22 protein-coding genes are annotated in these 21,626 nt (G+C 73.5%); 13 read left to right on the top strand and 9 right to left on the bottom strand.

All coding sequences use genetic code 11. The annotated features are described in order from the left end of the window. Nucleotides 1-67: 67 nt before the first annotated feature. On the bottom strand, nt 68-1,489 hold the full coding sequence (locus Cba03nite_RS04885; RefSeq protein ID WP_203742341.1) for an aspartate aminotransferase family protein: 1,422 nt from the start codon (nt 1,487-1,489) through the stop codon (nt 68-70). 333 nt (nt 1,490-1,822) lie between these two features. On the opposite strand from Cba03nite_RS04885, the gene Cba03nite_RS04880 reads away from it, so the two are divergent. The 3 genes from Cba03nite_RS04880 (at nt 1,823) to Cba03nite_RS04870 (ending at nt 4,764) form a co-directional block, all read left to right on the top strand. After that, a complete protein-coding gene (locus Cba03nite_RS04880) occupies nt 1,823-2,521 on the top strand; it encodes an LppX_LprAFG lipoprotein (protein ID WP_203742339.1) in 699 nt (232 codons plus the stop codon). Then, nucleotides 2,511-4,154, top strand: coding sequence for an MFS transporter (locus tag Cba03nite_RS04875; protein ID WP_203742331.1), 1,644 nt, complete (start codon nt 2,511-2,513; stop codon nt 4,152-4,154). Before Cba03nite_RS04880 ends, Cba03nite_RS04875 begins: the two co-directional genes overlap by 11 nt. Before the next feature lie 145 nt (nt 4,155-4,299). Continuing rightward, on the top strand, nt 4,300-4,764 hold the full coding sequence (locus Cba03nite_RS04870; protein WP_203742329.1) for a GNAT family N-acetyltransferase: 465 nt from the start codon (nt 4,300-4,302) through the stop codon (nt 4,762-4,764). A 3-nt stretch (nt 4,765-4,767) separates the two neighbouring features. Here the strand turns inward: Cba03nite_RS04870 and Cba03nite_RS04865 are convergent, their stop codons facing one another. Next, entirely contained in the window at nt 4,768-5,349 is a 582-nt protein-coding gene (locus Cba03nite_RS04865) for an HhH-GPD-type base excision DNA repair protein (RefSeq protein WP_203742327.1), read from the bottom strand. Between the two features lie 134 nt (nt 5,350-5,483). Between Cba03nite_RS04865 and Cba03nite_RS04860 the strand changes: the two genes are divergently transcribed. Together Cba03nite_RS04860 and Cba03nite_RS04855 are read left to right on the top strand one after the other, a co-directional pair. Further along, nucleotides 5,484-5,714, top strand: coding sequence for a ribbon-helix-helix domain-containing protein (locus tag Cba03nite_RS04860; protein WP_203742325.1), 231 nt, complete (start codon nt 5,484-5,486; stop codon nt 5,712-5,714). Beyond that, on the top strand, nt 5,686-6,048 hold the full coding sequence (locus tag Cba03nite_RS04855; RefSeq protein ID WP_239125476.1) for a type II toxin-antitoxin system PemK/MazF family toxin: 363 nt from the start codon (nt 5,686-5,688) through the stop codon (nt 6,046-6,048). The genes Cba03nite_RS04860 and Cba03nite_RS04855 overlap by 29 nt, the downstream gene beginning before the upstream one ends. 111 nt (nt 6,049-6,159) lie before the next feature. Here the strand turns inward: Cba03nite_RS04855 and Cba03nite_RS04850 are convergent, their stop codons facing one another. Next, nucleotides 6,160-6,726 (bottom strand): VanZ family protein, encoded by a 567-nt coding sequence (locus tag Cba03nite_RS04850; protein WP_203742323.1) that lies wholly within the window; start codon nt 6,724-6,726, stop codon nt 6,160-6,162. Between Cba03nite_RS04850 and Cba03nite_RS04845 the strand changes: the two genes are divergently transcribed. Next, nucleotides 6,725-8,215, top strand: a complete 1,491-nt coding sequence (locus tag Cba03nite_RS04845; protein ID WP_203742321.1) for a DUF7782 domain-containing protein — start codon at nt 6,725-6,727, stop codon at nt 8,213-8,215. The two genes, Cba03nite_RS04850 and Cba03nite_RS04845, sit on opposite strands and share 2 nt — an antisense overlap. 86 nt (nt 8,216-8,301) lie before the next feature. Continuing rightward, a complete protein-coding gene (dtd, locus tag Cba03nite_RS04840; protein WP_203742319.1) occupies nt 8,302-8,724 on the top strand; it encodes a D-aminoacyl-tRNA deacylase in 423 nt (140 codons plus the stop codon). Nucleotides 8,725-8,877: 153 nt separating this feature from the next. Here dtd and Cba03nite_RS04835 read toward each other — a convergent pair whose 3' ends face one another. Continuing rightward, the gene (locus tag Cba03nite_RS04835; protein WP_275411538.1) at nt 8,878-9,645 is read right to left on the bottom strand and encodes a sporulation protein; all 768 of its coding nucleotides are present in this window, start codon (nt 9,643-9,645) and stop codon (nt 8,878-8,880) included. A gap of 148 nt (nt 9,646-9,793) precedes the next feature. On the opposite strand from Cba03nite_RS04835, the gene sigB reads away from it, so the two are divergent. The 3 genes from sigB to Cba03nite_RS04820 all read left to right on the top strand — a co-directional run bounded on the left by sigB (nt 9,794) and on the right by Cba03nite_RS04820 (nt 12,777). Beyond that, the gene (gene sigB / locus Cba03nite_RS04830; protein WP_373315728.1) at nt 9,794-10,768 is read left to right on the top strand and encodes an RNA polymerase sigma factor SigB; all 975 of its coding nucleotides are present in this window, start codon (nt 9,794-9,796) and stop codon (nt 10,766-10,768) included. 130 nt (nt 10,769-10,898) lie between these two features. Beyond that, nucleotides 10,899-11,390: a SigE family RNA polymerase sigma factor gene (locus tag Cba03nite_RS04825; protein WP_203742313.1), complete on the top strand. Its 492-nt coding sequence runs from the start codon at nt 10,899-10,901 to the stop codon at nt 11,388-11,390. A gap of 1 nt (nt 11,391) precedes the next feature. Continuing rightward, entirely contained in the window at nt 11,392-12,777 is a 1,386-nt protein-coding gene (locus Cba03nite_RS04820; protein WP_203742311.1) for a hypothetical protein, read from the top strand. Nucleotides 12,778-12,934: 157 nt separating this feature from the next. On the opposite strand, the gene Cba03nite_RS04815 is transcribed toward Cba03nite_RS04820, so the two are convergent. Genes Cba03nite_RS04815 through Cba03nite_RS04805 form a run of 3 tightly spaced genes read right to left on the bottom strand, consistent with a single transcriptional unit; the run spans nt 12,935 to nt 17,452 of the window. Then, nucleotides 12,935-15,463, bottom strand: a complete 2,529-nt coding sequence (locus tag Cba03nite_RS04815; RefSeq protein WP_239125473.1) for a GNAT family N-acetyltransferase — start codon at nt 15,461-15,463, stop codon at nt 12,935-12,937. A 4-nt stretch (nt 15,464-15,467) separates the two neighbouring features. Beyond that, the gene (locus Cba03nite_RS04810; protein WP_203742309.1) at nt 15,468-16,640 is read right to left on the bottom strand and encodes an acetoin utilization protein AcuC; all 1,173 of its coding nucleotides are present in this window, start codon (nt 16,638-16,640) and stop codon (nt 15,468-15,470) included. Beyond that, nucleotides 16,637-17,452, bottom strand: coding sequence for a sulfurtransferase (locus Cba03nite_RS04805; RefSeq protein WP_203742307.1), 816 nt, complete (start codon nt 17,450-17,452; stop codon nt 16,637-16,639). Before Cba03nite_RS04805 ends, Cba03nite_RS04810 begins: the two co-directional genes overlap by 4 nt. Nucleotides 17,453-17,807: 355 nt before the next feature. Here Cba03nite_RS04805 and Cba03nite_RS04800 point away from each other — a divergent pair, with 355 nt between their 5' ends. Continuing rightward, a complete protein-coding gene (locus tag Cba03nite_RS04800; RefSeq protein ID WP_203742305.1) occupies nt 17,808-18,494 on the top strand; it encodes an iron-dependent transcriptional repressor DtxR in 687 nt (228 codons plus the stop codon). 4 nt (nt 18,495-18,498) lie between these two features. On the opposite strand, the gene Cba03nite_RS04795 is transcribed toward Cba03nite_RS04800, so the two are convergent. After that, nucleotides 18,499-19,035, bottom strand: a complete 537-nt coding sequence (locus Cba03nite_RS04795; RefSeq protein WP_203742303.1) for a hypothetical protein — start codon at nt 19,033-19,035, stop codon at nt 18,499-18,501. A 73-nt stretch (nt 19,036-19,108) separates the two neighbouring features. Between Cba03nite_RS04795 and Cba03nite_RS04790 the strand changes: the two genes are divergently transcribed. Next, entirely contained in the window at nt 19,109-19,486 is a 378-nt protein-coding gene (locus tag Cba03nite_RS04790) for a VOC family protein (protein ID WP_203742301.1), read from the top strand. 45 nt (nt 19,487-19,531) lie between these two features. On the opposite strand, the gene Cba03nite_RS04785 is transcribed toward Cba03nite_RS04790, so the two are convergent. After that, nucleotides 19,532-20,251 carry a hypothetical protein gene (locus Cba03nite_RS04785; protein WP_203742299.1) on the bottom strand — a complete coding sequence of 240 codons (720 nt, stop codon included), beginning with the start codon at nt 20,249-20,251 and terminating at the stop codon, nt 19,532-19,534. Between the two features lie 133 nt (nt 20,252-20,384). Here Cba03nite_RS04785 and Cba03nite_RS04780 point away from each other — a divergent pair, with 133 nt between their 5' ends. Beyond that, a complete protein-coding gene (locus tag Cba03nite_RS04780) occupies nt 20,385-21,386 on the top strand; it encodes an aldo/keto reductase (protein ID WP_239125472.1) in 1,002 nt (333 codons plus the stop codon). Nucleotides 21,387-21,626: the final 240 nt, after the last annotated feature.

Raw genomic sequence — 21,626 nt, 5'->3', positions numbered from 1 at the left:
CACCGCCCGCTGCGGCGGTGCGCTGGAACGAACCGTGTCCCTCAGGCGCCGGACCGGCGCCCCGGCATCAACCCATGCCGTCGCCTCCCGCGGCGGCGGGCGTCAGGTCCGCGCCGCCGGCGGGGGTCGCGTACGACTCCTCGATCGCGTCGAGCACGATGCCGCACGCGGTGTCGATCACCTCGGCGGTGACGTTGAGCGGCGGCAGGATCCGGATGACGCAGTCGTCCCGGCCGCCCAGCTCGACGATCAGGCCGCGGCGCAGGGCCCGGGCCTGCACCTGCCGGGCAAGCTGGCCCGCCGAGCGGCCGTCGCCCGGGTCGGCCAGTTCGACGCCCCACATCAGGCCCAGCCCGCGCACCTCGTGCACCGCCGGGTGGCCGCGCAGGATCGCGAAGCGCTGCTCCACCTGCTGCCCGCGCTCGCGTACGTTGGCCAGCACCTGGTCCCGGTGCAGGATCCGGACCGCCTCCACCCCCGCGGCGAAGGCGAGCTGGTTGCCCCGGAAGGTGCCGGTGTGCGCGCCGGGCTGCCAGGAGTCGAGGCGCTGGTCGTACATGATCAGCGCGACCGGCGTGCCGATACCCGACAGCGCCTTCGACGCCACGATCACGTCCGGCTCGATGTCGTAGTGCTCGAACGCGAACCAGGTGCCGGTGCGGCCGCAGCCGGTCTGCACCTCGTCCACGATCAGCGGGATGTCCAGCGAACGGGTCAGCGCCCGCACCCGGCGGACGAAGTCGCGCGCGGCCGGGATGACCCCGCCCTCGCCCTGCACCAGCTCCAGGATCACCGCGGCCGGCCGCGCGACCCCGCCGTTGGGGTCGAGCAGGGACTTCTCCAGCAGCCCCGCGCAGTTGGTCTCGCAGGTGTCCGGGCGCAGGCCCAGCGGGCAGCGGGCGCAGTACGAGTACGGGAAGAAGTGCACGCCGGGCACCCCGTTGGCGATCGGGCGCTTCTGCGAGACCAGCCCGGAGGCGGCCATCGCGGCGTGGCTGCAGCCGTGGTAGCCGCCCTGGAACGAGATGATGTCGCCCCGGCCCGTGGCGGTCTTGCACAGCTTGATCGCCGCCTCCACGGCGTTGGCGCCGGTGGGGCCGCAGAAGTGCACGCGCATGCGTTCGCGCAGGTCAGGGGCCAGCATGGACAGCTGCGCCTCGGTGAACGCATCCTTGGCGGGGGTCGGGAAGTCCAGCGCGTGAGTGAGTGTGCCGAGCTGCTGCGTCACGGCGCGTACCAGCTCAGGATGGTTGTGGCCGAGCGAGAGCACGCCCGCGCCGGTAAGGAAGTCGATGAAGACGTTGCCGTCGACGTCGCGGACGAAGGAGCCGGCGCCCTCGGCGATGGCGATGGGGAGGTTGCGGGGGTAGGTACGCGCGTTCGACTCGCGGTGCTGCTGACGCGCGAGCAGCTCGGCGGAACGGGGCCCGGGCAGATCGCAGTGGACGGACGGCCCGGTCAATGCGTCAGGCTCGCTGAGCATCGTCATTGGTTCTCCTCAAGCGGACACGGTGGAGCCGGGAGGCTCCGACCTGGGTGAGCGCGGCGCTCACACTCCGCCTGGAAGGAGGAGGGCGACCCCAATAACGATTACTAAGTGGAATCGTTAGCTCACCCTTCGTGATGCTACCGACCGTCTCGACGCTTGCTCCGGATTTCAGAAGGTTCGTCCGATCCGCTCTGGACCGAACGGCGGAGGCCGCTGCGGGACCCGATCAGGGCCTTCGGTACCGGCGCAGGGCCAGGTCTCTGTACCTGCAGGTAACCAGGCTCGGGCAGGCGTCGGAGGCCGAACGTGCCCGGCGGCACTACCATGCGCCGTATGTTCCGCACCTCGCATGCGCTCGCCGCGCTCGCCGCCCTGGCCCTCACCCTCACCGGGTGCACCTCCACAGCGGACGACCCGACCACGCCCGCTGACCTGCCCGCCGCGCAGACCCTGCTCACCGAGGGCGCCGCGGCCATGACCGCGGTCAAGTCCGCGCACTTCGTCATCGACGTGACCGGCAAGATCAGCGGGGTGCCGCTCAAGCGCGCCGAGGGCGACCTCACGCAGGAGGGCTCCGCCAAGGGCACCGCCACCATCGAGACGCTCGGCACGGCCGTCGAGGCGAACTTCGTCATCGTCGGCGACAAGGCCTACCTGCAGGGCGCCACCGGCGGCTACCAGCAGTTCCCGCTCACCGCGGCGGCCCAGCTCTACGACCCCTCGGCCATCCTCGACCCGAACCGCGGCGTGGCCAAGCTGCTCACCACCATCAAGTCCGCGACCACCAAGGCCAAGGAGACGGTGGACGGCCGCGAGACGTACAAGATCGAGGTCGAGCCCGACGCCGTCGCGCTGGCCGCCCTGGTGCCCGGCGTCGGCGCGGGCGTCACCGGCTTCCTGTGGCTCGACGCGTCCACCAAGCAGCTCGTCAAGGGCGAGTTCACCGTCCCGGCCAAGGGCAGCGACCCGGCCGGCGTCGTCGCCGTCACGTTCAGCAAGTACAACGAGCCGGTGACCATCAGTGCACCCTGATCCGAGCGCCCCGGCCGCCGGGCCGCGGCACCGCCTCGCCGTCGGCGTGGGCGGGCTCGCCGTGCTGCTCGGCGCGCTGGACGCGTACGTCGTCGTCTCGGTCCTGATCGACATCGTCGGCGACCTCGGCATCCCGATCAACCACCTGGAGCGGGCCACCCCGCTGGTCACCGGCTACCTGCTCGGTTACCTGGCGGCGATGCCGCTGCTCGGCAGCCTGTCCGACCGGTACGGCCGCCGCATCGTCATCGTGCTCTCGCTGGCCGTCTTCGCGGCCGGCTCGGTGGTCACCGCGACCGCGACCGAGCTGGTGCCGCTGGTCGCCGGGCGGGCGATGCAGGGCATGGCCGGCGGGGCGCTGCTACCCGTCACCATGGCGCTGATCGCCGACCTGTTCCCGCCCCGGTCCCGGCCCACCGCGCTCGGCTGGGTCGGCGCGGCACAGGAGCTGGGCGCGGTGCTCGGGCCGCTGTTCGGCGCGGCCGTGGCCGCCTGGATCGGCTGGCGCGGCATCTTCTGGATCAACATCCCGCTCGCGGCCCTCGCCGCGATCGCGGTCTGGTTCCTGGTCCCGGCCCGCTCCGGCGTGTCGGCCACCGCCGCGCCGGGCGCAACCGGGACCTCAGCGGGCGCGGTCGGCGCGGGGGCGGCTCGGACGAGTGGCGGATCCGCCGCCCAGCGCGTGGACGTCGTCGGCGGGCTGCTGCTCGCGGTCGTGCTCGGGCTGTGCGTGGTGGGTCTCTACAACCCGGACCCGGCGCACGCGGTGCTGCCGAGCTGGGGTCCGGCCACGCTCGGGGCGGCCGCGCTGATGCTGGTCGCGTTCGTGGTGTGGGAACGGCGGGCCCGGACGAAGCTGCTGGACCCGGCCGGGGTCGCCATGGGACCGTTCCTGGCCGTGCTGGGCGCCAGCGCCTGCGCCGGGGCCGCGCTCATGGTCACCCTGGTCGACGTCGAGCTGGTCGGGCACACCCTGCTGCGGCTGGACACCATGGACAGCACCCTGCTGCTGACCCGGTTCCTGATCGCGCTGCCGGTCGGCGCGGTGCTGGGCGGGCTGCTGCTGCGCCGGATCGGCGAGCGGCCGCTGACCGTCCTCGGCCTGGCCGGCTCCGCGGGGGCGTACCTGCTGATCGCGGGCTGGCCCGCGGACCTGCTCGCCGCCCGGTACTCGCTCGGGCCGGTCAGCCTGCCCCGGCTGGACACCGACCTGGTGCTCGCCGGGCTCGGGCTCGGGCTGACCATCGCGCCGCTGTCCGCGCTGGTGCTGCGGGTGGTGCCCGCGGTGCAGCACGGCGTCGCGTCGGCCTCGGTGGTGGTGGCCCGGATGATGGGCATGCTGCTCGGCGTCGCCGCGCTGACCGCCTGGGGCCTGCACCGGTTCCAGGAGTTCACGAAGGACCTGCCGACGCCCCTGCCGTTCGGCATGACCGAGGAGGAGTACGGGCGGGCGCTGGCGGCATACCAGGTCGCGCTGGACGCGGCCCTGCGCGCGGAGTACCGGGAGATCTTCCTCGGCACCGCCGCGATCTGCCTGCTCGGCGCCCTGGCGGCGCTCGGCATGCGGGCACCGCGCCCGGCCGCCCCCGCCACCGTCCCGGTGGAAGCCGCCCCAGCGCTCGACCGGGTCTGAGGCCCGATTGGCAAGATCGCGGGTTCGTGTCGGAATCCAGGGCCCAGCCCCACCTTCCGACACGAACCCGCGATCATCCGCGTGGCGGTCAGGCTGGGCCGGGGCACGTGTCGCGGGAGGCTGGTCGACTGAGGCGGGAGGGGTCATGGGCGAGGGTGTGCTGGTGGTGCGGCAGGCGGGGGCGGCGGACCGGGCCGCGCTGGGCGGGCTGCGGCGGGCCTGGACGGACGAGCAGACCGGGGACGCCGCGTTCGACCCGGACTTCGCGGCCGCGTTCGAGGACTGGCTGGAGCGGGAGGGTGACCGGCGGGTCTGCTGGCTGGCCGAGCGCGCCGGGCAGCCGGTCGGCATGGTCAATCTCGCGCTCTTCGAGCGCATGCCGCGCCCGGGGCAGCCGCGCAGCCGCTGGGGCTACCTCGGCAACGCGTACGTGCTCCCCGAGCACCGCGACGCCGGAACGGGCGCGGCCCTGGTGACCGCGCTGCTCGCGTACGCGAAGGAAGAAGGGCTGGTGCGGGTGGTGCTCAGCCCGTCGGCGCGGTCGGTCCCGTTCTACGAGCGGGCCGGGTTCCACCGCGCCGACGAGCTGATGCTGATCACGCTGGGCTGACCGTCAGGCCTTCGCGGCCTTCGCGTCGGCCTTCATCTGCTTCTTGAACTCGCGCACCTTGGCCAGGCTCGCCGCGTCGCGGATGTCGGCGACCGAGCGCAGCGAGCCCTCCTCGCCGTACGCCCCGGCGACCTCACGCCAGCCCGCGGGCTGCACGCCGAACTGCTTGCCGAGCAGCGCGATGAAGATCTGCGCCTTCATCTTGCCGAAGCCGGGCAGCGCCGACAGCCGCTTGAACAGGTCCTTGCCGTCGGCGGCGCCGGTCCAGATCGTCGCCGCGTCGCCGTCGTAGTCGTCGGCGATGGCGCGCGCCAGCTTCTGCGTGCGCTCGGCCATCGAGCCGGGGAACCGGTGGATCGCGGGCGGGGTCGAGAACAGCTGCGCGAACGCCTCCGGCTCGTAGTCGGCGATGGCGGTGGCGTTCAGCCGCTCGACGCCCATCCGCTCGGCGAGCCGGTACGGGCCGACGAACGCCTTCTCCAGCGGGATCTGCTGGTCGAGCAGCATCGCGGTGATCAGCGCGAGCGGGTCGTGCCGCAGCATCTCGTCGGCGGCGGGCTCCTGCGCGAGCCAGAGCTTGGTCATGCCGTACAGCCTGCCAGAGCCCCCGGCGCCCGCGCCCTCGCCCACGCCAGGAGGGATGACCGGCACCACGTCGGTCGTACCGCAGGTAGCACTCGGAGTAGCAACCGCGGGCACTGCCGGGTAGCATCGGCCTTATGAAACTGAGCGTCAGCCTGCCGGAGGAAGACATCGAGTTCATCGATGACTACGCCGATCGGCGCGGCAGCGCCTCCCGGTCCGCGGTCCTTCAGCGGGCCATCGACCTGCTGCGCGCCAGCGAGCTCGAGGACGCCTACGCGGCGGCCTACGACGAGTGGGACGCCGGCGAGGACGGCAGGCTGTGGAGCACCACCGCGGGTGACGGGCTGGCGGATGCAGCGCGGTGACGTCTACCTGGTGAACCTCGACCCCGCTCAGGGAGCCGAGTCCAACAAGGTCCGGCCGGCCGTGCTCGTGGGCAGCACCGTGGCCAACCGCACCGCGGAACGGACCGGCCGCGGCGTCGTCACCCTCGTCCCGGTGACGTCCAACACCGAACGGATCTACCCGTTCCAGGTGCTGATCCCGGCCGGTGAGGGCGGGCTGGCCCGCGCTTCGAAGGCCCAGGCGGAACAGGTCAGATCCGTCGACTACAACCGCCTCCGCCAACGGCTCGGCAGCCTGCGCCCCGACACCCTCGCCAAACTCGACGCCGCCCTACGCATCCACCTGGACCTCTAACGCCCTGCCGCGGCGCGGCCCTGCAAGATCGTCCGACTTGCCCGGCAGACGGGCGTATCTTGTGCGCGCATACGCCCGCTTGCCAGGCAAGTCGGACGATCTTGGGCGTGGTCAAGGGTGGGGCCGGGCCGCGAGGACGGGGGTCGCCCGGCGGGCCCACCAGCGGTGGGTGAGCAGGCCGCCGAGCAGGCAGCCGACCGCGTTGACGAGCACGTCGTCCACGCTGAACACCCGCCCGCCGATGAACCCGAACTGGATCAGCTCCACCGCCAGCGAGCAGCCCGCGCCCAGCATGAGCAGCCGCAGCGGCGAGGCCAGCGCCGCGAAGCGCACCGCGGCGCCCGCGCCCAGCGCGAAGAACACCGCCAGGTTGCCGCCCACCTGCACCACCACCCACGGCAGCGGCTCGGCGAGCTGGACCCGCAGGTCGCTCAGCGGCACCAGGTACACCAGCACGGTGCCTTCGGGGACCCGCACCGGCGTCAGGATCATCCACACCCACGGCACCGTGCCCAGCACCATCGCCGCCTCCGCCAGCGACCACCGCCAGGCCCGCCCTCGCGGCACGCCGGAACGCACCCGGCCCGCGATCAGCGCCCCGGTGGCGAGCAGGGTCAGGGGCACCAGCGCCGCCGTCGTGATCCAGACGGTGTGCCAGTACTCCCATGCCTGCGCCATGCGCTGGAGGTTAGTGCACCATGATGGGGTGCAGACGCTGCTGGAGACCGCCGACATCGACCGCCTTCGCACCGCCCTGACCGGCGCGGGTTTCACCGCCGAGGGGATAGCCGCGCGGCTCGGGCCGCAGGCGTCCGCCGACGCCGGGCGGCACGACTTCCGCGCCGCGCTGCGCGGCACCGGCTCGGGCGACCCGCTGGACACGCTGATCCGCCTGTTCATCTGCGGGCAGACCGAGCCCGAGGAGGCCGTCGCCGCCGCGCTGCACCCGCTGCCGCTGCCCGCCGCGCGCGCCGCGGGCCTCGTCACGCTCGCCGACGGCGGGCTGGCCGCGGGCGTCGACCTGGAGCCGTACGGCGACTGGTGGGTGCTGTCCGACCTGCCCGCCCAGCCCGGCCGGCAGCTGCCCGCCGACCACGTGCTCGGCGTCGGCGGCGCCTCCACCACGCTCGCCGCGGCGACCGTGCGCCGCCCCGTCGGCAGCGCCCTCGACCTGGGCACCGGCTGCGGCGTGCAGGCCCTGCACCTGAGTACGCATGCCCGCCACGTCACCGCCACCGACCTGTCCCCGCGCGCCCTGCGCTTCGCCGCCACCACCGCCGCACTCAACGGCCTGAGCTGGGAACTGCTGCAGGGTGACATGCTCGCCCCGGTCGAGGGACGCCAGTTCGACCTGGTCGTCAGCAACCCGCCGTTCGTGGTCGGGCCCGGCCTGGCCACGCACGTCTACCGGGACTCCGGCCGAGCCGGGGACGGCGTCTGCGCCGAGCTCGCGGCGGCCTCGCCGAAGCTGCTCGCCCCCGGCGGCACCCTGCAGTTCCTCGCCAACTGGGTGCACGTGCGCGGCGAGGACTGGGAGGACCGGGTGGCCGGCTGGTTCGCGGGCACCGGCATGGACGTATGGGCCATCCAGCGCGAGGTCAGCGACCCGCTGGACTACGTACGCCTCTGGCTGGCCGACGCGAGCGAGAAGCACGACGCGCAGCGGGCCGCGGACTGGCTGGACTGGTTCGCCGCGCACGACATCACCGCCATCGGCTTCGGCCTGGTCACGGCACGTAACAGCGGCAAGGACGACCCGTCGGTGGTCTGCGAGGACCTGCGCCAGCAGGTGCAGGCGCCGCTGGGCGACCGCGTCGCCGAGTGGTTCACCCGCCGCGACTGGCTCGACTCCCGCGACGAGTCCCAGCTACTCGCCGCCCGCTACCGCCGCGCCGACGGCCTCCAGCTGCGCCAGGAGGCCACCATGGGCGACGACGGCTGGCTCGTCGACCGCCAGTTCCTCGCCATGCCCGAGGGCCTGCGCTGGGTCGAGGAGATCGACCCCCTCATCCTGGCCCTGGTCAGCGGCGCCAACGGCCACCTCACCCTCGCCGACCAGCTCGCCCTCCTCGCCGCCGCCCACGACGCCCCCACCGAGGCCCTCACCCAGGCCCTCCTCCCCGTCCTCGACCACCTCGTCGAACGCGGCCTCCTCCTGCCGCAGTGATGGGTTGATCATGAACTTAGGGGCGTGTTCGGCGGCGTGTCGCCACCCTGTCACCGTGATCGACACTGGCAGGGCAGGCTAGAGCGATGCGTGCAGTGGTGCAGACGGTGAGCCGGGCCAGCGTGACGGTGGACGGGGAGATCGTCGGGGAGATCAAGGACGGGCTGCTGGTGCTGCTGGGGGTGACGCACACCGACACCGTCGCCACCGTGGAGACGATGGCCCGCAAGGTGTACGAGCTGCGCCTGCTCGACGGCGAGCGCAGCGCCTCCGACGTGGGCGCCCCGCTGCTGGTGGTCAGCCAGTTCACCCTCTACGGCGACGCCCGCAAGGGCCGCCGCCCCACCTGGCAGGCGGCCGCCCCCGCCGAGGTCGCCGAACCCATGTTCAACGCCTTCGTCGCCGCCCTGCGCGCCCGCGGCGCCACCGTCGAGACCGGCCGCTTCCGCACCCTCATGCTGGTCGAATCCGTCAACGTCGGCCCCAACACCGTCATCCTCGACCTCTAACCCCCACCGGCCCTGCCCCACCCGCGCCGGGTGCCGGCCGGGCACTCGGTTCGTCGATCATGAAGTTAGGGAAGCGACACGCCGTCGAACCCGCCCATAAGTTCATGATCAACGCGGGAGGGGGCGGCCGCCGGGGGGAGGGTGGCCCGGGGGTTAGAAGAGGGGGCCCTTGCGGGTGGTGGATTGGGTGAGCCAGTCCTTGAGGAGGCCGCGCCAGTCGGTGTCGGCGAGGGTGGCGGGGTCGACGGTGAAGCGGCCGAAGATGTCGCGGTCGGCGAGGGGGCCGACCTTGCGGTCCAGTTCCATGACGACGTGCAGCTTGCGGTCGGTGCCGACGAAGGTGACCTGCAGGTTGTGCAGGTGGGCGGCGTACGCGGTGCCGGGCAGGAACTCGATCTCCTGGTAGAACGGCAGCGTCTGGGGCAGGCCGCGCAGCCGGCCCCGCTCCACGTCGGCCTTCACGAACTGGAAGCCGAGCTTCGTCAGCGTGTCGAGGATGTGCTGCTGGGCGGGGGTCGGGTCGACCTGGACGGGGTCGAGGTCGGTGCGGTCCACCTCGCGGGCGACCTCCAGCTCGGTGCGCAGGCCGACGTTCATGCCGGCCAGCGGCTGCCCGAAGGCGCGGGTGAGCGGCGTCTCCATCGGCACGTCGCAGGTGATGTCGAATATCCGACGCTCGCGCGCGGCCAGGGTGAAGCCCTCGACGACCCGCTGCCGGTGGATCTCCACGGTGGACGTCTGGCCGGGCAGGCCGCCCTGCGGGCGCGCGTCGGTGACCAGCACCAACGCGATGTAACCGATGGACACCTGGTGGTCGCCGCCGGTCACCTCGACGGTGCCCTTGAACGTGCCGCCGGGCTTGGCCCGTGACACCGACAATTCCGTCCTTACCGACGGTCCCCCGACTCCGAACAACCTCATCAGGCGCTTCACGACCACATGCCCTCCCCTGTCTCGAGCCCATGGTGGCAGATCCGTGAAATCGTCTCACCGCCGTCTCACGCGCCCTACACCAAGCTGTCCACTAACAAGCTTCACGGGGAGGACAGCGATGAGCGACGAGATGACGATGGACGCAGTGGCCGTACTTGAACCGACTGCGGCGGACCTGACCGCCGACCTGGACGAGACCGACGAGCGCGGGGTCTCCACCGACCTGGTGCGCGCGTACCTGAACCTGATCGGACGCACCAAGCTGCTGACCGCCGAGCAGGAGGTCCAGCTGGCGCGCCGGATCGAGGCCGGCCTGATGGCCGAGTACGTGATGGAGCGCGACGGCATCGCCGACCGCGACCTGGAGACCGTGGTCCGCGAGGGCCGCGCCGCCAAGGACCACCTGCTGGAGGCGAACCTGCGCCTCGTGGTGAGCATCGCCAAGCGCTACACCGGCCGCGGCATGGCGTTCCTGGACCTGATCCAGGAGGGCAACCTCGGCCTCATCCGCGCCGTCGAGAAGTTCGACTACACCAAGGGCTACAAGTTCTCCACGTACGCCACCTGGTGGATCCGGCAGGCGATCACCCGCGCCATGGCCGACCAGGCCCGCACCATCCGCATCCCGGTGCACATGGTGGAGCAGGTCAACCGCATGGTCCGGGTGCGCCGCGACCTGGCCACCGCGCTCGGCCGCGAGCCGTCCATCGCGCAGATCGCCCAGGCCATGGACGTGCCGGAGTACCAGGTGATCGAGCTGATCTCGTACGACCGCGAGCCGGTCAGCCTGGACCAGGCCGTCGGCGAGGACGGCGAGAGCGCGCTGGGCGACTTCGTCGCCGCGGTCGACCCGCGCGGCGACGCCGCCGACGCGCTGGCCCAGGGGCAGCTGCGCGACGAGGTGGAGATCGTGCTGGCCACCCTGTCGCAGCGCGAGCAGGCCGTGATCCGGCTGCGCTTCGGCCTGGACGACGGCCGCCAGCGCACCCTGGACGAGGTCGGCAAGGAGTTCGGCCTGTCCCGCGAGCGCATCCGCCAGATCGAGAAGACGACGCTGCTGAAGCTGCGCAGCGGCGAGCGCGCCGAGCGCCTCTCGGTGTACGCCGCCTGACGTATTCGCAGGTGAACGCGACGGCCCCGGCTTCTGCCGGGGCCGTCGCGGTGTCTATGGGGAGCGCCGCTCAACCTTTGGACCCGGTCGCGTGTTCGCTGAGGTGGACACACGAGGGGAGTACGGCCTTATGCCCGACGACGACTTCCGGTCGTTCGTGGAGCAGCGCTACACGGCGCTGTTACGCACCGCTTACCTGCTCTGCGGCGACCGCGACCGCGCGGAGGACCTGCTGCAGAACGCGCTGGCCGCGGCGCTGCCGAAGTGGCGGCGCATGGACCACCCGGAGGCCTACCTGCGCCGGGTCATGGTCAACCAGCTCGCCAACGACTGGCGCCGCCCGATCCGCGAGATCGTCACCGCGGTGCTGCCGGAACGCGCCGCGCGCGACGCCGCGATCGAGCAGCGCGACGAGCTGTGGACGGCGCTGCGCCGGCTGCCCGTGCGCACCCGGGCGGTGCTGGTGCTGCGTTTCTGGGAGGACCGCAGCGAGCTGGAGACCGCCGAGATCCTCGGGGTCAGCGTGGGCACCGTGAAGAGCACCGCCTCCCGCGGCCTGACCCGGCTGCGCGAGCTGGTGCCGCATCCATCCGTCTTCAGCACCGCGAACGGGGGCAACTGACATGATCGACGAACTTCGCGCCACCCTGGACCAGCACGCCGAGCTGGTGACGGCCCGGCCCGACCCGCACGCCCGGGTGCTGCTGCGCCGCCGACGCCGGCAGCGGCGGCGGGGCTCCGCGATCGCGCTGGTCGCCGTGCTGCTTATGGTCGGCCCCGCGGTGTGGCTCGCTCAGCCGGACACCTACCCCTCGCTCGCCCCGCCACCGCTGGCGGCCGTGCGCCCGTTGCTGGACTCCCCCACCCGGGGCAGCCTCGCCACCGACGCCGCGTTCCTTGCGGCCGTGCGACGGCGCGCGGCGGCGGAGGTCGGCGGACAGCGCGGCGGCCCGGGTGGGCCGCTCATGCCCACCGAAGCCGACCAGATCAAGGTGTTGTTCGCCGGTGACGTCGGCGTACGCCGGTTCGCTCTGGTCGCCGGCACTCAGGGGTGGCCGCTCAAGGCGCAGTTCGAGGGGCCGCGTGGCACCCCGGCAGCCGAGCTGGAGCAGACCGGGTCGGGCTCGCTGGACCTGCCGGTCGTGGAGGCGGGCTACGGTGGCGGCGACGACACCTTCGTGCACCAGATCGCGGTCCTGGTCGGCCCGGCCGGGGCGGTCTACGAGGAGCAGGCGAGCGAGCGCTACTCCTCGTCCGGCGTCGAGCGCACCTGGACCGCCCTGGCCACGCCGGACGATTACTTCGCCGACGAGCAGATCGACTCCGTGCGCCGTATCCGCGTGCGCATGGGCGGGACCGTGCTGACCGAGGTGCGGGTCGCCCCGCTGGCCGAGGACACGCAGCCGTTGCCGATCGACCCGGCGCCCTACGGCGGCCGGGGCACGCCGGTGCCTGAGCGTGCCGCGCAGCTCGCCGGCTATCTTGCCCAGCAGACGAACCAGACGGACCGCGACCCGGTGATCCGCGTCCTCTGGAGCGACCAGCTCGACATGCCCGGCGCCCCGGGCGGCCGGGCACACGTGGTCACCGTGCAGCTGGTGACGGCGGACGGCGGCGGGCCATACCGGACCATGGAGTTCGGCGCGGCGGGCATGGGCCGCGAACACCCCTCAGGCAGCGGGTACGCGGGCGACCCCGAGCACACCGTGCTCGTGATGCGGCTGGCGGGCTTCGCGCCGGAGCCCGACGACCGCCTGCAGCTCATCGCCCCGCCCGGTGCGGTGCGGGCAGAGCTGGTCAGGGCCGGGGTGACCACCGAGCAAGCGTTGGTCAAGGGGGTGGGCACGGCACACGTACCGCTGGACTCCGAGGTCCTGGTGCGGGTGTACGACGCCGCGGGCGCGCTGCTCGGGACGGCGGCCTACACCGACCGCGTCGGCAACTGCGACCCGATCGAATATTCGGCTTGCCGGCCGCTTTTCCCCGCACCGACACCGCCGACGCGGTAGGCCGGGAACGGCGGGTCGGCGCTGCACGGGGAGCGCCGACCCGGCCCAGCTCAAGGGCGCCTTCCTCTGCGCACAGCGTGCCGGGTCGCGGCTCGTCTCGCTCCGCGAGCCGGTGGAAGGCGCCCTTCCTATCTCACCCGGCGGGGGCCGGTGTCGCCTATCTCAGCTGGCGCGGGCCGGTGTCGGGACGGGGCGCGGGGGCGGTCAGCTCGCCCAGGGCGTGCAGGACCGAGACGCCGGTGGCGTGGACCAGGACCGGGTTGACGACGAGGCGGCGCAGGCGGGGGGTGTCGGCCGCGAGCTGGCCGAGGCGGACCAGCAGCGCGGCGATCGCGTCGGCGTCGGCGGCGGCCAGCAGCGGCGCGGCCTTCGGGGCGCGGACCAGGGCGGCGGCGTCGGTGCCGGTGAGCGGGGCGGCCCGCCAGGCGCGGTCGCCGACCAGCTCGGTCACCGGCCCGGCCAGGCCGAAGCCGACCACCGGGCCGAACGACGGGTCGTCCACCACCTCGATCACGCAGGCCACGCCCGGCGCGACCATCGGCTGCACCAGCACCTCGACGTCGGCGCCGAACAGCTGCTCCAGGTCGGCGTACGCGCGCCGGACCTCGCCGGGCCCGCTCACGTTGAGGCGCACCGCGCCCAGGTCGATCCGGTTCGGGCGGTCGGCGACCTTGAGCGCCACGGGTGTGCCGTAGCCCGCCGCCGCCGCGGCGACCCGTTCCGCGCCGCGTGCCCGGATGCTCGGCACCACGTCGACGCCGTACGAGGCGAGCAGCGCCTCCAGCGTGGGCGCGGCCGGGTCGGCGGTCTCGGGCACGGGCGGCAGCGTGCCGGCGGGCGTACGCAGCCACGTCGCGCGGCGCGTCACGTGGGCCAGCGCCCGCACCGCCTCCTCGATGGAGCGGTAGGACGGCAGCCCGGCCGGCCCGCGCCCGGCGAGGAAGCTCGCCAGCACCGGCTTGTCCGACTCCCGCACCACCTCGCCCAGCGCGTCGGCGTACGGGCCGATCAGCGCCGTCTCCGTGCTCTGGTCGGCACTGAGCGGGCCGGTGGGCAGCGGCGGCGCGACCACCACGACCACCGCGTCGGTGTCGTCGCTGTGCAGCGCGGCGTGCACGGCCGCGGCGAACTCCGCCGGCCCGGCGGCCGGGCCGACCGCACCGGACCGGCCCACCCGCAGCCCGGCCGCGCGGATCTCGGCCGAGGCGAGCGCGGCCAGCGCGAACGCGTTGCTGACCACGCCGATCCGGTCGCCCGCGGGCAGCGGCTGGGCGGCCAGCAGCTGGGCCACGTCGAACAGCTCGCCGACCGTGCCCACCTCGATCACGCCCGAGTGGGCGCGCAGCGCCTGCATCGCGGCGTCGTCCAGACTGGACCCGCCGTGGCCGGTGTGCCCGGCCAGCATGACGATCGGCTTGTGCCGCCCGACGCCGCGCGCGATCCGGGCGAACTTGCGCGGGTTGCCGAAGGACTCCAGGTACATCGCGATGACGTCGGTCTCCGGGTCGCCCGCCCAGAACTGGAGCAGGTCGTTGCCGGAGACGTCGGCGCGGCGGCCCGCGCTGACGAAGCTCGCCACGCCCAGCGCGCGGCGGTCAGCCTCGGCCAGCAGCAGCAGGCCCAGCGTGCCCGAGTGGCAGAACAGGCTGACCCGGCCGGGCAGCGGCAGGCGGGGCACCAGCGTGGCGTTGAGGCGCGCGGCGTTGTCGGCGATGCCGAGGCTGCCCGGCCCGAGCACCCGCATGCCCGCCGCCCGCACCGCCCGCAGCAGCCGCTGCCGCTGCGCCGGGTCCAGCTCGGTCAGCACCAGCAAACCGTGCACGCCCGCGGCGGCGGCGTCGGCGAGCACCTCGGGCAGCGCCGCGGGCGGGGTGGCCACGACCGCGAGATCGACCGGGCCGGCCGACGACGGCCGTGCCGCATCGCCTGCCGCAGGATCCGGAACGGCCATGTCCGGGGCCGCGACCAGCTCGGTCAGCGAGCGCAGCGGCCCCTCCGGGTGCACATGATGGATCGGGCCGGTGAAGCCGCCGCTACGCAGGTGGGCCAGCACCGCCGCGCCGACGCCCCGGCCGGAGGCGCTCGCGCCGTACACGGCGACCGAGGCCGGGCGCAGCAGGCGGGCCACCGAGCGGGACTCGGTGCGGCGCTCGCGTTCGGCCTGCACCGCCCGCGACTTCTCGGTCGGTGCGACGGGGAAGGTCAGTGTCACCACGCCGTCGGCGTACCGGCGGGTGACCTCGTATCCGGCGTCGGTGAACACGCGCAGCATCGCGCCGTTCTCCGGCAGCACCTCGGCGACGAAGCGGGTGATGCCCGCCTCCGCCGCAGCGGCGGCCAGATGCTCCAGCAGCACCGAGCCCACGCCCCGGCCCTGGTACGCGTCCTCGACCACGAACGCGACCTCGGCCTCGTGCGCGCCCTCGCCCAGCCGCTCGTACCGCCCGACGGCGACCAGCCGCTCCCCCGCGGCGACCACGAACGCCTCCCGGTCCACGTGGTCGACGTTGACGAAGCGGTGCAGGTCCCGGGCCGGAATGCGCGGGTACGGCGAGAAGTAGCGCAGGTAGCGGGTGCGCTCGCTGAACCGCGAGTGCATCGCCACCACCGCCTCGCCGTCCTCCGGCGTGATCTGCCGCAGGTGCACCGTGGCGCCGTCGGCCAGCAGCACGTCCGCGCCGCGCACGGCGTCAGTCCCGGGGGTCGTGCGGGTCGAGCCCGTGCAGCGGGAACACCGCCTTGCGGGCCGCCATGACGGCGCGGTCCAGCGCGTGCTCCCCGCCCGGCTGCCACGGCGTGAACGTGACGTCCCCGCCGTCGGTCAGGCTGACCGGAACGTCCCGGCCGGGCAGCCGCTTGGCGGCGTACTCGCGCCACGACGCGGGCAGCGGCGTCGACGGGTCCAGCGGCTCGCCGGTGACCATGGCGAGCAGGTGGGTCCAGGTCCGGGGCACCACCTCGACCAGGGCGTACCCGCCGCCGCCGGTGGCCACCAGGCGGCCCTCGCACAGCTCGTCGGCCAGGTCCCGCACGGCGAGCTGCGCCGCCCGCTGCCCGTCCACGGTCAGCCGCAGGTTGGCCAGCGGGTCGAGCCGGTGCGAGTCGGCCCCGGCCTGCAGCACGATCAGCTGCGGCCGGAACGCCCGCACCACCGCCGGGACCACCGCGTGGAAGGCGCGCAGCCAGCCGGCGTCGCCGGTGCCGGGCGGCAGCGGCACGTTCACCGCGCTGCCCTCGGCGCCGGGGCCGCCGGTCTCCTCGGCGAAGCCGGTGCCGGGGAACAGCGTCATCGGGCCCTCGTGCAGGCTCACCGTGAGCACGCGCGGGTCGTCGTAGAAGATCTCCTGCACCCCGTCGCCGTGGTGCACGTCGATGTCGAGGTACGCGATGCGCTCCGCGCCCTGGGCGAGCAGGTCCGCGATGGCCACCGCCGGGTCGTCGTACACGCAGAACCCGGCCGCGCGGGCGGGCATGGCGTGGTGCAGGCCGCCCGAGATGTTGGCCGCGCGCCGGGCCCGGCCCGACCACACCGCCCGCGCGGCGGCCAGGCTCGCGCCGCAGATCAGCGCGGACGCCTCGTGCATGTGGTCGAAGACCGGGTTGTCCGGGGTGTTGAGGCCGTACCCCCGGAAGAAGGGGTCGTCGGGGGCGGCGCGCACCGCCTCCAGGTAGTCCCGCCGGTGCACGCGCAGCAGCTCGTCCTCGGTCGCGGGCTCCGGCGCGACCAGCTCGACCGCGGGCCGGTCCAGCACGCCCAGCTCGCGGGCCAGCCGCATGGTCAGCTCGACGCGGACCGGGTCCAGCGGGTGGTCGCCCAGGTCGTAGCCGAGCAGCCGGTCGCTCCAGACCACCGTGGCGGTCATGCGCGGCCCACCGGCCGGGCGGGGTCGGTGATCCAGTGGCTCCACGAGCCGACATACAGCTGCGCGTCGGTGCGGCCCGCGGCGTGCAGCGCCAGCACCGTGTGCGCGGCGGTCACCCCGGAGCCGCAGTACGCCCCGACCGGCTCACCGGCCAGGTCCGCGAAGACCTCCGGCAGGTCGGCGCGCAGCGTGCCGTCCGCGTTGACCAGCTCGCCGTAGGGCAGGTTGCGGGCGCCGGGGATGTGCCCGGCCACCGGGTCGACCGGCTCGGTCTCGCCCCGGAAGCGCGGCGCGACCCGCGCGTCCAGCAGCGCGCCCTGCTCGGCCAGTGCGGCGGCCCCGGCCGCGTCGAGCACCGGCATCGCGCCCGGCCGCACCGTGACGTCGCCCCGTTCGGCGCTGACCGGGTCCGTGGTGACCGTGCCGTCCGCGGCGGTCCAGGCGGCGAACCCGCCGTCCAGCACGCGTGCGTCCGCGTGACCGGCCCAGCGCAGCGTCCACCAGGCACGGGCGGCGGCCATGCCGTCCCCCGCGTCGTACACGACCACCGGCCGGCCCTCGCGCACGCCGGCGGCGCGCAGCGCGCCCTCCAGCGCCTCCGGGTGCGGCAGCGGGTGGCGCCCGCCCGCCCCGGGCGGCCCGCACAGGTCCCGGTCGAGGTCGACGAAGACCGCCCCGGGCAGGTGACCCGCCTCGTAGTCGTCCCGGCCGGGCGGTCCGGACAGCCGCCACCGCACGTCCAGCACGGTCGTCGGCTGCCCCGAGCGGAGCCGGTCCCCCAGCTCCGCAACGGAGATCAGTGGTGTACGCACAACCGCAAGTCAACACCATGCGCGACAGCGTGTCCGCGCCCACTGTCCCACCCGGCTGCCAGACTCTGCACGGGCGAGGAGGGCGGAGGCGCTCTCGACTGCCGTGGCGGCTGGTGCGACACTGCTGAAACCCGCCCAGAAGGTGGCGTGGCGCGGCTATGCGGGCTGTTCCGCCGATCCGGACGGACCTGCCTGGGAGGTGGCATACCACCCGTTCCGGCCGCTCCACGAGCACAGCCTGCCCGGACCGCCATGAGCGGCTCGGGCGCAGCATGATCAAGCGATCTGCACCGACGGGTGTCGCTGCGGTGACACGCAATAGAATCGCAGCCAGCGACTTGGAGAGGACCCGTTCATGTCCGACCTCATTGACACCACTGAGATGTACCTTCGCACCATCCTCGAGCTCGAGGAGGAGGGTGTGCCCCCGCTGCGCGCCCGCATCGCCGAGCGCCTGCACCAGAGCGGCCCCACCGTCAGCCAGACCGTGGCCCGCATGGAGCGCGACGGCCTGCTGACCGTCGTGGAGACCGACCGTCATCTGCAGCTGTCCGAGGCCGGCCGGGCGCACGCGGTCGCCGTCATGCGCAAGCACCGCCTCGCCGAGCTGCTGCTCGTCAACGTCATCGGCATGCCGTACGAGGAGGCCCACGAGGAGGCCTGCCGCTGGGAGCACGTGATGAGCGACGCCGTCGAGAAGCGGGTCTACGACCTGCTCAACCGGCCCACCCGCTCCCCGTACGGCAACCCGATCCCGGGCCTGGACGCGCTGGACACCAAGCCGCGGGACACCGACGGCATCGGCGACGCCGAGCGCAACCTGGCCTTCCCCGGCCTGACCGGCCAGGTCGTGGTCCGGCGGATCTGCGAGAGCGTGCAGACCGACTCCGAGGTGCTGCGCCAGCTGCACGCGGCCGGGGTCGACCCGGGCGCGACCGTCACGGTGGCCCAGGAGCGTGACGGGGTCTCCATCGACCACGGCGGCGAGCCCATCCGCCTGCCGCGCGAGGTCGCCTCGCGCGTCTTCGTCTCCAGCCGATAAGGGGTCAGACGCCGGCGCGGTCGATCTCCTTGGCGAGCGCGACGGCCTCGGGCGCGAGGGCACCGGCGTCGCCGCCGACCGGCAGCGTCACCTTCAGCACCAGCAGCCGGGCGTTGCCCGCCAGCCAGCCCACCTCCACGTACGGCCCGCGGCCCTTCGCCGCGGGCCGTGTCTGCTGGTAGGCGACGCGGCCCAGGCCGGTGACCGCCTTGGCCCCGTCGGGCAGCATCGCGTCCTTGAACACGGCCACGTCGGCCTTGCTCGGCGTCACCGAGATGCTCAGCTCGGGCAGGTCGGCGTCGGTCGGGCGGGCCACGCAGGTGTTGGTCTTCTCGTGCACGGCCGCGCCGGAGATGCTCAGCTTCGCGCCGAGGTGCTCCTCGATGCGCGGGAAGTCCAGCAGCAGGCAGGCCCCGCTGAGCGCGGGCGGGCTGGGGGTGGTCACCGGCGGCGGCTCCTGCTCGTGCGCGGCCGCGCCGGGCCCGGCGCAGCCCGCGAGCAGCGTTCCCCCCGCCATCAGCGCCAGCAGCCTCGTCCGCACCGGACCAACCTAGCCGCTGGGCCCGTACGCCGAAAGTCCAGCCGAGCCCCGGGCGGCTGCCTAACCTGGTGCCATGACCGGAAAAGTGGTGCATTTCGAGCTGCCCGCCGACGACGTCGAGCGCGCCCGCACGTTCTACACCGACACCTTCGGATGGCAGCTCGACGACATGCCCGAGCTGGACTACATCTGGGTCCGCACGGTCGCGACCGACGACCGGGGGCAGGCCGCCGAACCCGGCGCGATCAACGGCGGCATGACCGCCCGCCAGGACCCGGTGACCGGTCCGGTCATCACGATCGAGGTCGAGGACATCGACACGGCCCTGGCGAAGGTCGTCGCCTGCGGCGGCCGGGTGGTCCAGGAACGCGCGGCCGTCGGCACGATGGGGTTCACCGCGTACATCGCCGACACCGAGGGCAACACGATCGGACTGTGGCAGAACGCGTAGCGGGGGTGCGGCGCGCCCGCCACACCCCCGCTCACCTGCAGAGCGTCAGCTCTTCTGCTCGATCTGGCCGCGCACCTCGATCAGCTCGGCCTTGACCTCGCCGACGGTCTTGAAGTACCAGACCACCATGCCGAGGCTGCCGCTGTCGGCCCAGGCGCAGATCGCCATCGGCACGCCCTCGGCCGTGGCGCTGCCGCACTTGGCGGTGCCGCCCAGCGGGCCCGCCGGGACCTCGGCGATGCCGGTCGCGGTCAGGCCGGAGGTGGCCATGCCCTTGAACGCGTCGTCGAGCTCCTTCTCCGGGTCGCCCATGCGCGCGGACGCGGCGAAGATCATCACCAGGTCCTTCTTGGCGGCGTCGCCGTAGAAGCCCGCCACCGCGTTGGACGCGGCCGGGACGGCGGCCTGGAAGCCGCTCTTCATCGTCTCCGCCAGCGTCTTCAGCTCGGCGTCGGTCACCGGCTTACGCCCGGCGAGCGTGGCCGGCGCCACCACGGTGATCTTCGCGGCCGGCGGGTTCGCCTGAGCGGACGCCGAGGCGATGATGTTGTTCAGGTCGTCCTCGAGCTGCGACGCGGTGTCCTGCGCCTTGTCGTAGACGACGTATGCCGCGATGCCGCCGCCACCGCAGCAGACGACGAGAACGCCGACGATGATCGCGATCCACATGCCCGTGCGCGACTTCTTCGGCGCCGGCGCCGGCGCGTACTGGGGCTGGGCGGGATACGGCGGCGGGTAGTCGGGCGCGGGGGGTGGATAGGACATGAGCAGAACTCCCGGGGTCGGAGGGGAAAGCCGCATCGTAGCGGTAGCCCGCGACAGCACGGTGTCGCCGAGACGTCAGCCCGGACCGCGAACTGCCGCGCGGTGACGGCCCCACCGGACGAGGATGGAGCACATGACCGCTACTCGACGCATCGGCCGGGACGGGCCACAGGTCAGCGCCATCGGCCTGGGCTGCATGGGGATGAGCTTCGCCTACGGGCAGCGCGACGACGAAGGCTCGGCCGCGACGCTGCGGCGCGCGCTCGACCTCGGGGTCACCCACTTCGACACCGCCGACATGTATGGCTTCGGACACAACGAGGAACTGATCGGGCGCGTCATCGGCGACCGCCGCGACGAGTACGTGCTGGCCACCAAGTTCGCCAACCGCGGCGAGGTGGACGCGCAGGGCGACGTGCTGCGCCGCTGGGTCGACTCCTCGGCCGGGTGGGCGCGCCAGGCGCTGGAGGACTCGCTGCGCCGCCTGCGCACCGACCACATCGACCTGTATTACATGCACCGGCGCAGCCCCGACGTGCCCATCGAGGAGACCGTCGGCGCGCTGGCCGACTTCGTCAAGCAGGGCAAGGTCCGCTGGACCGGCCTGTCCGAGGTGAGCCCCGCCACGCTGCGCGCCGCGCACGCCGTGCACCCGATCACCGCGGTGCAGATGGAGTACTCCCTGTTCACCCGGTTCGTCGAGGACGAGATGCTGGCCACCTGCCGCGAGCTGGGGGTCGGGCTGGTGGCGTACTCCCCGGTCGGACGGGGCTGGCTCACCGGGAAGATCACCTCACCGGCGGACCTGGCCGACGACGATTTCCGCCGCACCGTGCCGCGCTTCGCCGAGGAGAACTTCGCCCACAACACGGCCCTGGTCGACGAGGTCCGCAAGGTCGCCGACGAGGTGGGCGCGACCCCCGCGCAGGCCGCGCTCGCCTGGCTGCTCTCCCGCGGCGACGACGTGCTCCCCATCCCCGGCACCAAACGCGTCGCCTACCTGGAGGAGAACATGGCCGCCGCCGACCTCCACCTCTCCGACGCCCAGCTCCGCCGCCTCACCGACGCGATCCCACCCGGCGCCGTGGCCGGCGAACGCTACGCCCCCTCCGGCATGTCCACCGTCAACCAGTAAGCAAAGGAAGGGCACCTTCTTAACGCTATGCGTAGAGGAAGGTGCCCTTCTTAACCTCGGCGCGGTCGCGGGGTGCGGGTTCCCCGGCCTTGATCGGCGTTTCGTGTCAAGATCTGCGGTCTGGCGCAGGGTTCCGACACGAAACGGCGATCTTCGCCGGGCGCGCCCCACCATCTGACCCGGCCCGACCCCGGAGACCGTGAGCCGGGAGACCGCCGAGCCGGGCGGGCCGCTCAGCCA

This window comes from Catellatospora bangladeshensis (genome assembly GCF_016862575.1).
Classification (GTDB): domain Bacteria; phylum Actinomycetota; class Actinomycetes; order Mycobacteriales; family Micromonosporaceae; genus Catellatospora; species Catellatospora bangladeshensis.
Note: the sequence above shows the minus strand (reverse complement) of the source record. Positions and strands in the feature narration are given on the sequence as shown.